7 protein-coding genes are annotated in these 12,270 nt (G+C 50.0%); 6 read left to right on the top strand and 1 reads right to left on the bottom strand.

Annotated elements, in window-relative coordinates:
- The first annotated feature begins 120 nt into the window (after positions 1–120).
- From ACTHMC_RS29220 to ACTHMC_RS29200, 5 genes are all read left to right on the top strand, one after another.
- Positions 121–2,568: an outer membrane beta-barrel protein gene (locus tag ACTHMC_RS29220; protein WP_440418619.1), complete on the top strand. Its 2,448-nt coding sequence runs from the start codon at positions 121–123 to the stop codon at positions 2,566–2,568.
- A gap of 107 nt (positions 2,569–2,675) precedes the next feature.
- On the top strand, positions 2,676–4,835 hold the full coding sequence (locus tag ACTHMC_RS29215) for a TonB-dependent siderophore receptor (RefSeq protein ID WP_440418618.1): 2,160 nt from the start codon (positions 2,676–2,678) through the stop codon (positions 4,833–4,835).
- 143 nt (positions 4,836–4,978) lie between these two features.
- Positions 4,979–6,928, top strand: a complete 1,950-nt coding sequence (locus ACTHMC_RS29210; protein ID WP_440418617.1) for a KUP/HAK/KT family potassium transporter — start codon at positions 4,979–4,981, stop codon at positions 6,926–6,928.
- Between the two features lie 82 nt (positions 6,929–7,010).
- The gene (gene ung, locus ACTHMC_RS29205) at positions 7,011–7,685 is read left to right on the top strand and encodes a uracil-DNA glycosylase (RefSeq protein WP_440418616.1); all 675 of its coding nucleotides are present in this window, start codon (positions 7,011–7,013) and stop codon (positions 7,683–7,685) included.
- Between the two features lie 20 nt (positions 7,686–7,705).
- On the top strand, positions 7,706–8,446 hold the full coding sequence (locus ACTHMC_RS29200; protein WP_440418615.1) for a lysophospholipid acyltransferase family protein: 741 nt from the start codon (positions 7,706–7,708) through the stop codon (positions 8,444–8,446).
- A 417-nt stretch (positions 8,447–8,863) separates the two neighbouring features.
- Here the strand turns inward: ACTHMC_RS29200 and ACTHMC_RS29195 are convergent, their stop codons facing one another.
- Positions 8,864–11,419 carry a putative LPS assembly protein LptD gene (locus ACTHMC_RS29195; RefSeq protein ID WP_440418614.1) on the bottom strand — a complete coding sequence of 852 codons (2,556 nt, stop codon included), beginning with the start codon at positions 11,417–11,419 and terminating at the stop codon, positions 8,864–8,866.
- Positions 11,420–11,629: 210 nt separating this feature from the next.
- On the opposite strand from ACTHMC_RS29195, the gene ACTHMC_RS29190 reads away from it, so the two are divergent.
- The coding region (locus tag ACTHMC_RS29190) for an N-acetylmuramoyl-L-alanine amidase family protein (protein WP_440418613.1) at positions 11,630–12,270 on the top strand (641 nt) is incomplete at its 3' end.

Raw genomic sequence — 12,270 nt, 5'->3', positions numbered from 1 at the left:
CGTCATCCCCCAGCGGCAGTCTGTCAGTACCCGGCCTCACTCCATCATCATTATTTCCCCGGGCTCCGGATGAAGAACAAATTTGCTCCAGATTCTTCATTCCAAATAACCACTGATAAAATGAGACCGATCCTTTTTTTCCTCCTGTTCATCATTCCGCCCGTCATAAGATCACAAACAATATCTGGCCTGTCCATCAGCGGCCAGGTCAAAGATATACAAAATGAACCCGTTCCGGGAGCTACCGTCCGTTTATTACTGGCGGCCGACTCCACACCCGTTCAATCGCAGGCAGCGCGTGTTAACGGGCAGTTCAGACTCACAGGTATCAGCCCCGGCCGGTACCTTGTGAGTATTTCAGCTACCGGTATGCAGCCCTGGTACAGCCGGGTGATCCTGGCAGACAGTCTTCCAAAAAATATTGAACTGGCTCCCGCCATCCTGCACCCACTTGTAAAAAAAGAAATGCAGGAAGTGGTGGTAACGGCAAAGAAACCGTTGGTGGAGCATGATCTCGACAAGACCATCATCAATGTGGAAGCCATGGTGGGGGCTGGTACCGGCAATACCCTGGAGCTGCTTGAAAAAACACCGGGTGTTATCGTTGATGCAAATGGGGAGATCAGTTTGTACGGCAGCGGAGGTGTAACAGTGCTCATAGATGGGAGACGGACCTGGATGAGCGGGCAGGACCTGGCGGCCTACCTGCGTTCCATGCCTGCCAGCATGATAGAAAAGTTTGAACTGATCACCAATCCTCCCGCCCGCTACGAGGCGCAGGGCGGCGCACTGATCAATATCAGGCTGAAGAAGAAACGCGTGGCAGGTTATGCAGGCAGCGTTTCTCACAACTCCAGCACCGGGAAATATTATCGCAGTTACAATTCCATCAACCTGAACTATCTCCATAAAAAACTGAATGTATTCGGCAACCTGGGATACAACCGGTATACTGATTTCGGTAGAAGTAATGAAACCCGCGTCTTATTTACAGATAACGGGCAGGTAGCCCGCAGCTCAGCAATGCAGCGCGGTTCAACTTTTAAATCGGATGATCTTTCAGCCAGGCTGGGATTCGATTATCAGCTCAGCTCCAAAGCCACCCTCGGGATGATCTTCAGTGCAGCAGATAGAAAGAGAAAAGAGAATTCCTGGTATGAATCCAGCAGTTTCAGCAAATCCATCCTCCCCGATTCAACCGGCATCGGTGAAAACGCTACAGCAGGCCGGTGGAATCAGTACACTGCCAATGTAAATTTCCAGTATAAATTCAACGAAAAAGGTAAAGAACTTACCGCCGATGCCAACCTGATCCGTTACGATAATCTTTCTGATCAGCAACTGGAGAACCTCGTAAGGCAGGCTTCCGGATCAACAGGCGGCTATGATAATTTCATATATCACCTCCCTCATAACACCCAGGTATATACGCTTGCAGCTGATTACATACATCCCATGAAAGACAGGATGAATATTTCAGCGGGTAGCAAATCCAGTTTTGTGCAAACAGATCATCAGTCGGATTATTTTGCCTTGCCCGACAACAAGCCGGTGCCTGATCACAGCAGATCCAACCATTTTATTTACAATGAAACCATCCACTCGGCATATCTCAGCAGCCGTAAGGACTGGCGGCGGTTCGGACTCCAACTGGGCATACGCTGGGAGAACACGCTTACAAAAGGCCATCAATTAGGTAACACGGTTGTTCCGGCCAGTATCAACAAACGAAACTATCACTCCTTCTTTCCCAGCCTCTTTACTTCTTACAAACTCGACAGCGCCGGCAGGCATATGCTCCTCTTGAATTACACGCGCAGGATCAACCGGCCTGGATACCAGCAACTCAATCCCTTCCTGATATTCCAGGACCAGTACACTTATAATACCGGTAACCCCGCACTGAGACCTTCCTATTCCAACCGTTTTGAACTGATCTGGCGGTACAAACAATTGCTCAATACCCGCTTTATGTTCGACCAGATGACTGATGGCATTTCAGGGGCTACCTATCTCAAAGACAATGTACAGATCACTACCACTGATAACTTCGGTAAACGCAGAGGTATCGCGCTGATGGTGAGTCTTACCATGCAGGCCACCAAATGGTGGAATTTCAGTTTCAATCCGGCAATCGGGCATTTTATGAGCCAGACGAAAATTCAAAATCAGGAAATACGCCTGCAGGGGCTTACCTGGCGAATCCAGTTTGTGAACCAGTTCCGGTTCGGAAAAACCTGGAGCGCGGAACTGAGCTGCGCTTATAACGCTCCCATCGTGGATTGGCAGCGGCAGGTGAGATCCCGCTACTGGATCAATCCAACCCTACAGAAAAAGGTCTGGAAAGGCAAGGGCACTATCAAGATCAATATGGAAGATCCTTTCCGCGCCATGGCGTATCGTGAAGAAACAAAAGGGCTGGCACAGGCCTATAGTTATCGCAATAATATAAACGATACACGCCGGGTAGGGCTTAGTTTCAGCTATAATTTCGGCAAAGACAGCTTCACCCGTAAACGCAGGTACAATGATAATGCGGCGGACGAAATAAAGGAACGGGCTCAGTAAACAATTTTTCCCGATCCGATAATATTAACTCCCGATCTCGAAAACCAATTGGCTGAAAGGAGCTCAACTTTGCGGCGTCAACTCCTTTTAACCAAACAATCTGTTCGATGAATTTTCAATATGTGGGCGCGCTCCTGTTCTGCGCCACTGGCTTCAGCGCCACCGCGCAAACGGATACCACTTCAAAGCCGAAAGTGGATTCTGTAAAGATCCTCCAGGAAGTGGCCGTATATGGACAAAAACGCCAGATAGCCAGTATCACTAAAACACCCACCCCATTGATCGATCTGCCTATTTCAGTGCAACTGGTAGACAGGAAGCTCATCGAACAGCAGCAGATCATGGATATCAGGGATGCCGTGAAGAACGTGAGCGGCATCACCGTAACCGGAACTTACGGTGATGGATATGCGATGTTCAACGGTCGTGGTTTCGGCCTCAACTTTCAATCGAATTTCCGCCGGGATGGCATGCAGCTTCCTACCACCGGCCGTTTGTACGGGGATAATATCGAAAGGATCGAGATCCTGAAAGGACCCGCCTCCATTCAGTACGGAGATGTGGCGCCGGGCGCCGTGATGAACCTTGTTACCAAGAAACCACTGGAACAGGATTATCGCAGGTTTGAGCTTAAAGTGGGTGAGTACGGACTGGTACGCCCCACCATGGACCTCAGCGGAGCACTCACGGAAAACAGGAACCTGCTCTACCGTATCAATGCTACCTATGAAAGCAGCAATCACTTTATAGATAAGATCAACAGCAAGAGCTACCTGATAGCGCCCACTTTGATGTGGAAGATCATTCCAAAGATCGACTGGACCGTTGAGATGGTAGCCCGCAACGACGACCGCGTTTTTGCTCCGGGGATCGCTTCTCCTGATGGCACATTCGACGGGCTGAAGAAACTGCCCTATGGCCATTTCCTCGGCGAGCCCGACAACAAGCACCGCTACAATGAAATGAGCACGCATTCCACCATCAATTACAGGCTCTCCAAAAATCTCACCCTGCGCAATGTGAGCTTCCTCTCCAAAGCTCAGGAACAGGAAGAATCCGTTTTCTTTCCATTCCAGGGAGCCGATGCCAACGGAATGCTGGCCCGTACCACCGAGTTCTTCCAGACCTTCACAAAGATCTTTGGAACCACGTTCGATCTGGTAGGCAGTTTCAACACCTTCGGCATCAAACATGATTTTGTGATCGGTACTGATTATACGCAGTGGAATTACAGGATCTATTACAATGATCCCGTGGAGCTCACGCCCATCGATATTTACAATCCTGTTTACGGACAGGATCAGTTGCCGAAGATCATCGGATCCGAGAGCGATAAGGACCTGCCGCATAACTATATCAAACGGATCGGCGTATATGCACAGGACCAGCTGAAGTTCTGGAAAGACAGGATGCACCTGATGCTGGGCCTTCGCTACAACAGAACATCACGCGGAACTAAATTCACGGCTGCCCAACCCAAACCGGACAATTACAAAGATGATAACCAGGAACCATTCTCTCCCCGCGTAGCCCTGCTGGTAAAACCTGTGAAATGGCTCTCCGTATATGCTTCTTTCACCAAATCATATGAGCAGAACGGATGGGATCCGCTCACCAACCTGATCCTTAAAACAACCAATGCAAAACAGGTGGAAGCAGGCGCCAAAGCCAGTCTCCTGAATGAAAGACTGGGTATCGGCTTATCTGTGTTCCGGATAGACAAGAAAGATATTGTAGGATATGTTTTCGGACTTGATCAGGCTCCTGACTTTCCGCACCTCTTCTACAACGATTATTACAAATGGGCCATGTACCAGGGCGGTCATCATCGCAGTCGAGGTATAGAGCTTGATATCAACGGAAAGGTTACGAAGCAACTCACCGTGAACCTGGCCACTTCCCTGATCGATGCTACCGTAGTGGAAGATCCTGCATTCAAAGCCGGCAACCAGCTGGAAGGAAATGCGAAGCAGACGCTCAATGTCTGGCTGAACTATACACTGGATAAGGGCGCACTCAAAGGAATGGATTTCGGTTATGGCTTCTTCTACAAAGGAAAATTCTATTCAGCAACAGACAACCTGCAGGAGCAGGAAGTAAGATCTTACTGGAGCATGGATGCCTCCGTTGGATATACCTTTAAAAACTTCTTCACCCGTTTGAATGTTTCCAATTTCACGGACCAGGAAGGCTATCTGGCAAGAAGTGGCCTTTATGAGCCGCTCTGGAAAAGAAGGGCCGTACTCAGTATCGGTGTAAAATTCTGACCCATCGCAATCATACATGGAGCAAGCCGTCTGCCGCAACCTGCAGCAGGCGGCTTGCTGTTTAAATTATGATCAATTAGTCATTACTTTGTAACTGAGAAGCAGGTATTGCGACAAATGGATTACTTAATGACGATTTTTAAATGAGCTCAACCAACACCGCCTTATTCCATAAGCGCGTTACGGCAGCAGGCGTACTGATAGCTGCCGGCATAGTTTTCGGAGACATCGGAACCTCTCCCCTTTACACACTCAATGCAGTTTTTCACGGAAGGACCATCACGGAAGATGTGGCCCTGGGCGCATTGTCCGCCATCTTCTGGACGCTGTTCTTCCAAACCACCCTCAAATACGTGATCATCACGTTGCAGGCAGACAACAAGGGTGAGGGCGGTATCTTTTCCCTCTATGCCCTGATCCGCCGTTACTGGGGTCACTGGCTGCTCATCCCTGCCATGGCAGGGGGCGCCTTCCTGATTGCGGACGGCATCATCACGCCCCCCATCTCTGTGGCCTCTGCCATCGAGGGACTGGAGAAACTCAACCCGCATATCAACACCGTTCCCATTATCATCGCCATCCTGATAGGCCTCTTCATCTTCCAGCAGTTCGGCACTGAACGCATCGGTAAGATCTTCGGACCTGTAATGACCGTCTGGTTTACCTTTATCGGTGTGCTCGGCATCATGGCCATGACACAATACCCCGGCGTGCTCAAAGCACTCAACCCCTATTATGCATATGTGATGCTACGCGAAGCGCCCGGCGGCTTCTGGCTGCTCGGCAGTATCTTCCTCTGTACCACAGGGGCCGAAGCGCTGTACAGCGATATGGGCCATGTAGGCCGCAACAATATCCGCATCAGCTGGATCTATATCAAGGTAATGCTCGTGCTTTGTTATGCCGGTCAAACCGCCTGGTTGCTGAACCACACAGGAGAAACCACCGGATCAGTGAGCCCCTTCTTCCATATCGTTCCGGACTCCATTTTCCTGCCAGCCGTGATCATAGCCACCATGGCCACCATCATTGCCAGCCAGGCCCTCATCAGTGGCTGCTTCACCCTTATCAATGAGGCCATCCGCCTGGATATCTGGCCGAGGCATCGTGTGCTCTTTCCCGGTAATATGAAAGGACAGCTCTACATTCCTTTCATCAACTGGTTCCTCATGACCGGCTGTATCGGCATGGTGCTCTATTTCAAAGAGTCCACCAAAATGGAAGCCGCATTCGGTCTGAGCGTTACCCTCACCATGATCATGAGCACCGTACTGATCAACTTCTATCTCCATGCCAAACGAGTACCCTTCATCTGGGTGGCGCTGATCACGGGGATCTTCCTGGTGATCGAAGCCTGCTTCCTCATCGCCAATATGCAGAAGATCCACGAAGGCGGCTGGATCACCCTCATCATCGGCGCAGCCCTCTTTGCCATCATGTATATCTGGCACAGGGGCCGGGCCATCAAACGCAGCCTGATCAAACTGGTACCCGTAGAAGGTTATGTTGACCTGCTCAAACGCTTAAGCACAGACGAACATATTCCCAAATACGCTACCAACCTGGTTTACCTTACCGCCAGCGGCAGCAGCAGGAAGATAGAGCAAACGGCCATCGACTCCATCCTCCGGCGCTATCCCAAACGCGCCGATATCTACTGGTTCGTGCATGTGAATGTGCTGGACGAACCATACGCCATGCGTTATCATGTTCATACCATTGTAAAGAATGATGTGTACTTCGTGGAGTTCAACCTGGGATTCCGCATCGATCCCCGCATTGATTTTTATTTCCGCCAGGTGGTGGAAGACCTTGTAAAAACAAATGAAGTGGATGTGAGCGAAAGATACGAACAGAGCTACCAGCAGAGCCGCATCGGGGATTTCAAATTCCTGGTACTGGACTCCTTCCTCAGCTTCGAGAACGATATGCCTTTCGTGAAATCATTCATGATGAAAAGCTATTTCAACCTGAAACTGCTCAGCGTGAAAGAATCCGTGAACTTCGGTCTGGATCCCAGTAACGTAACGGTGGAAAAATATCCTGTAGTGGTAACTCCCGTGCAGTTGCCGAAACTAACACGGGATCACTGATCAATTCATAGGAAGCCGGTATCCCCGGCTTTTTTTGCACAGCCATCAAAATCCAATATTTTTACCGGAAACTTACTTTCACATGGATGTAAAAATCGACGATAGCTGGAAGGATGTATTGAAGAATGAGTTCACCAAGACCTATTTCCTGGAGATCGCAACTTTCCTCCGCACGGAGAAAATGACGGGCAAGACCATCTACCCTCCCGGCGGTCAGATCTTCAATGCTTTCAACCTTACCCATTTCGATAATGTGAAAGTGGTGATCCTGGGCCAGGACCCCTATCACGGGGCCGGACAAGCGCACGGGCTCTGCTTTTCCGTAGCGCCCGGTATTAAGCCTCCGCCCTCCCTGGTGAATATTTTCAAGGAGATGCACTCCGATCTCGGACTGCCCATTCCCAACCATGGCACCCTCACCAAATGGGCCGAACAGGGCGTACTGATGCTCAACGCATCCCTCACCGTCCGTGCCGGCGAGCCCATGAGCCATGCCAAGATCGGCTGGGCGCAGTTCACCAATTCAGTGATCAAAAAGATCTCTGATGAAAAGAAGAACGTGGTATTCCTTCTCTGGGGAAAATTTGCCCAGGAAAAACAGGAACTGATCGACGTTACCCGTCACCACCTGATCCTGAAAGCAGCGCACCCTTCCCCCTTCTCGGCTGATTCTGGCTTTTTCGGCTGCAAACATTTTTCCAAAACCAACCAGTTCCTGGTACAGAACGGCATCGATCCCATCGATTGGGCCCTTTGAGCTATCTTTGCACCCCAATTATGCGTATTCTAAAACTCATCACAGGAAGGATCTTTGCCGTATGGGCCATCATTGTATTCATTGCCACCCTGCTGGTCTTTATGATCCCCTACCTCCTGTTCAGCCATACTCAGAAAGACCCCGCCCGGGTAAGGCGCTTCCTGCAATTCGCGCGCGTATGGATGACCGTTTTCCTCAATGCCATCGGTTGCCCTCTCCGCGTCACCGGGCAGGAACATTTCAAAAAAGGAGAGAACTATGTAGTGGTATGCAATCACAATTCACTCATGGACGTGCCCATCTCTTCTCCCTTCATTCCTGGCGGTAATAAAACCATCGCCAAAATAGAAATGGCAAAGATCCCCATCTTCGGCCTGCTCTACCAGACCGGCAGTGTACTGATCGATCGCAAAAATGAAAGAAGTCGTGCAGAGAGCTACACCAAAATGAAAGAAGTGCTGGCCATGGGCCTTCATATGTGCATCTATCCCGAGGGCACCCGCAACAAAAGCGACCAGCCCATCAAATCCTTCCACGACGGCGCTTTCCGCCTGGCCATCGAGACAGGCAAATCCGTTATTCCCGCCGTAATCTTCAATACCCGCAAAGTATTACCGGCCACTATCCCTTTCTACCTGATGCCGCACCGGCTCTACATGGATTTCCTGCCGGCTGTGACGCCGCTTCCTGATGAAACTACCGCTGAGCTGCGTGACCGGGTTCATCAGATCATGGAAGCTTACTATGTGGCTCACAGATAAGTTATTCCTTTATTAATTGCCATCTCCTTTTTTAATAGCCATCTCCGGAAGGCAATTGGTCTGTGGTTTCCGGCTGTAAAACATACCCACACCTTTGGGGGGACTATTGTGCATTGAGGGGAATGTCAGGGCTTGTAGTGCAAGGCCGGGCTGAGGGAACGTATGTTTTAAGGCCGTCAACTCACAACCATTGCCTTGCCTGCCCGATAGTATAACAGGGATGAATAGACGTTATCAACGGGATGCGGCAAAGGGATTATGGTGGAACTGGCCTTGAAAACATACGTTCCCTCAGCCCATCACTGCCCTACCGCTTCAACATACCCACTGAAGTCCCATTCAAAAACAAAATGGTGTGGGTATATTTTCGCAGCCAGTGGAACCAAATCCCTTTACGCAACAGGCAAAATAAACTCCTTACTGCCCGTTATAGAAAAACCGCGTTCTGTTGATCTTCAAATCCCTCAACAATCCGCTTTTCGGGCTAATTGTGATGTTAAACGTTCTGTAAAGGCCCACCGGTGTAACGTTGATGGACATCTGCCAGCAGTGCATTTCGCGGCTGAGCGACAGCGTTAGAGACTGGATCTGCGACTGCTTGAAATCATAGTAGCTGCTGGCGCCCATTTTCCAGCGGGGCGTCAGGTTGAAGTCGCCATTCACATTCAGGCTGGCATTGGAGACCGTTTCCCAGCCTTTGTAATCTGGACGGAACTGACGGGAGAAATTATAGGAGAATGAAAGATTGACTGACCAGGGAATATTGAAATCCGCAAACTCGGCAGGGTTGCGCTGCGCATAGGCCAGCTGGGCCTGCTGCTCTTCCACGGTGAGTGGCGGCAGTCCACTTTCCTTTTCCGCTTCTTTCTGCGCTTTGTCCTTACCCTCATCTTTAGGCTTGCTCTGGAAAGTGGTAGAGATGGCAATGCTGCCGCTGGTGATCCTGCCGGGCTTGAAACCACGGCCGCCAGCCCACATATATTCTTTTGTACGATAACCATTGCTGTCGACCTGGTAAGGGTCCAGTACAGCACCGGCTGTGATATTGATCTTTTCGAAGAGGGTGCTCCGGGCGTAGAGACTGAACGGCGCGAGTTTGAAGGAGTCGGCCACCAGGTTGTAGCTACTGTTGAAGCCGAAACCATCGATGAGCCTGATCTTTTTGATGCCGCCATTGGCAGTATCTTTCTTGCTGCGGATCTTGGCTTCTATATTATTATCAATACCGAAACCGATACCTCCGAATACGCCTTCGGAGAAAGGTCCGTAAGTGCTTCCTTCGTAATAGGAAAAGCGCGCACGGCGGCCTGTACTATCGATCTGTGCATCATACCAGTCTTTGGCTGCCAGGTCTGGTTTGTAGCTCAGCGAGATGGTAGGACGCACTACGTGACGGATCGCCTGGAACTTGCTGTTCTTTCCGAAGCCTTCAAATTTTCCGAAGAGCGCGGTGTTCAGACCAAGACTGAAGGAGATATCGCGCGACTGGTAAAAGCCATTGGCGGCAGTGATCGTATCCACTTTATTGGTGACAGGATTAAAGCCTTTCATGATCTTTCTGGAATACCACTTCTCGGAGAAACTGATACCGGGTGCGATCTGGATGGGTCCTAACGGAGGCAATGCCACCTGGATAGGAATATTGTGCTGGGCACCCCACTGCATGGTGTCAAGGATCTTGCTTACATTGAAATCCCTTTCATACACGCTGATCTGGTTGGCGAAGTTGGTGTTCAGACCGATCCCCAGTTTATGATACCATTTGGGAGGGCCTACCAGCTCTTTCGGTTGGAAGGGATAAAAAGTATTCACGGTGAACGCTGCCGTGGGCAGGCTCATATTGATGAGCGTGCTCACGTTGTTCTGGCTATGGTTGGCACTGAGGGTGAGGTTATATTTATTGTCCCAGTTCTTCTGGTAAGTGATGGAAGAGCTCAGCTGATTCTGGAAGTTCAGTGTGGGGTTATTGGCCACATACTGGTTGTACTTGGTAGAACCGGCATTCACGTTGGCGGAGAAAGAGGTCCCCGGCCTGGCGCGACTGTCTACCGTATGGCTCCAGTTGATATTGAAGGTGCGGGTGGACGTGAACTCCTGTTTGGCATTGTTACTGAGGATGCGGGTATTCTGCATGGAGAAGTTCATGAGACCATTATAACGGTAACGCTTACGGTATGTTGGCGATACGTAAAGATTCCATCCTCCGTATGAATATATATTGGTGCGGACGGCCACGTCGAAATTATCGTTGAGTACTTTGTAGTAACCAAGCCCTTCGAGGCCGAGGCCGAACTGTTCGCTGGCAGCGAACTGCGGCGGAAGTAATCCTGAATGTCTTCCCTGTGAAATGGGGAAGAAACCGAATGGCAGGTAAATGGGAACGGGAACACCCTCGAATTCCGGGTGGATGGGTCCGGACACGGCCAGCTTTTTATTGACCAGCTTCATCTTTTTCGTCCGGAAGGCAAAGTGCGGCGTATCGAGATTACAGGTGGTCATCTGCCCCCGGTAGGCGTAATAGTCGGTCTCGTTGATCTTTTTGATCTTCTCGCCCTGAACAATGAGCTCGCCTTGCGTGGTGATGGTGGACCGGGTGATACCTTTCTGGGTCTCGAAATTGTATTTGATCATATCGGCCTCCATCTTGCTGTCTGCCTGTACCATTTTGGGGCGGCCGATCATATTCCCGGCAGTGTCACGCCGGAATACGGCAGTCACCAGGTGGGTGTTCTGATCCAGCTCGATGCTGTCTGCAGTAAGCTCCATGTCTTTCTGCTTCACACTGGCCTTGCTGTACAGGATCACTTTCTTGGTCTTCACTTCCATCACAATGGAATCCGAGGCCTGGTAATAAACCGGCGCATCAAGCGAATCCTTTGATATCTTTACGTTGAAGGTATCAGTCTTATTGATGGTGGAATCCTTTCGAAGAGGGATGGTGTCCTGCCTGGGAACTTTGGAAGTATCCTGCAAAGCAGTTAATGAATTGTAAAAATAATTATCTGATGTGTAATTCGCGCGTACATTGGACGTTATTAGCAAAAGTGATACGAATAAAATCCACGCTGAACCCTGTTTTAAGCTATTTTTGCGTCCGTTAGTCATAATGCAGTGGGAGCAAAAATAACGTTTAAAGCATTAAGATGTTGTGAAGGTTTCGTTTCCTGATAAATTGTACTTGTAATGACCAAAAGAGTTTTATCCGTTTTCATATTCCTGGGATCCCTGAGTGCCCTGGTCGCATTCACGGGAAAGAAGTATCCTGTACCTGAACAGCAGAAGCCGGTATTGAGCACCATTATCATTGACCCGGGTCACGGTGGTGTGGATCCCGGCGCACGCGGGCAGCATTCCACAGAGGCCGAGATCGCATTGTCCGTTTCGCTGAAACTGGGCAAAGCCATCGAAAAAGAAATGCCGGGCGTGAAGGTGATCTTCACCCGCACCACGGATGTACTGGCCGGCGGAGGTACCAATGTGCAGCAGAGTTTGCGTTACAGGGCCAATATGGCCAATGAGGCCAGGGGCGATCTATTTGTGAGTGTGCACTGCAATGCAGCCGGTGTGAAAGCCGGGGGCTGGTATGCCAAAAGAGTAGTTGGTCATAAAACCAGAACAGTATATGTAGGTAAAGGAAAAAAGAGAAAGAAGAAAGTGGTAAAGGATCCTATCTATGAAAGTTATTATGTGAAGAACTGGCAGCATGGTACCGAAACCTATATCTGGGCGGCTGACCGCGGCGGTTTCAAGAGCGATGCCATCAACCAGAGCCAGGAAGAAGGCGGAGAGAATGTAGAGGACAGCACCAATATACTGGACCTTAA

It is taken from the genome of Pseudobacter sp. (genome assembly GCF_051955275.1).
Taxonomy (GTDB): Bacteria; Bacteroidota; Bacteroidia; order Chitinophagales; family Chitinophagaceae; genus Pseudobacter.
This window is presented reverse-complemented; position numbering and strand designations above follow the sequence as displayed.

Bases quoted from the DNA above. Each gene is read 5' to 3' on its own strand.
- ung (WP_440418616.1), top strand. From the start codon at position 7,011: ATGGATGTAAAAATCGACGATAGCTGGAAGGATGTATTGAAGAATGAG.
- ACTHMC_RS29215 (WP_440418618.1), top strand. From the start codon at position 2,676: ATGAATTTTCAATATGTGGGCGCGCTCCTGTTCTGCGCCACTGGCTTC.
- ACTHMC_RS29220 (WP_440418619.1), top strand. From the start codon at position 121: ATGAGACCGATCCTTTTTTTCCTCCTGTTCATCATTCCGCCCGTCATA.
- ACTHMC_RS29200 (WP_440418615.1), top strand. From the start codon at position 7,706: ATGCGTATTCTAAAACTCATCACAGGAAGGATCTTTGCCGTATGGGCC.
- ACTHMC_RS29210 (WP_440418617.1), top strand. From the start codon at position 4,979: ATGAGCTCAACCAACACCGCCTTATTCCATAAGCGCGTTACGGCAGCA.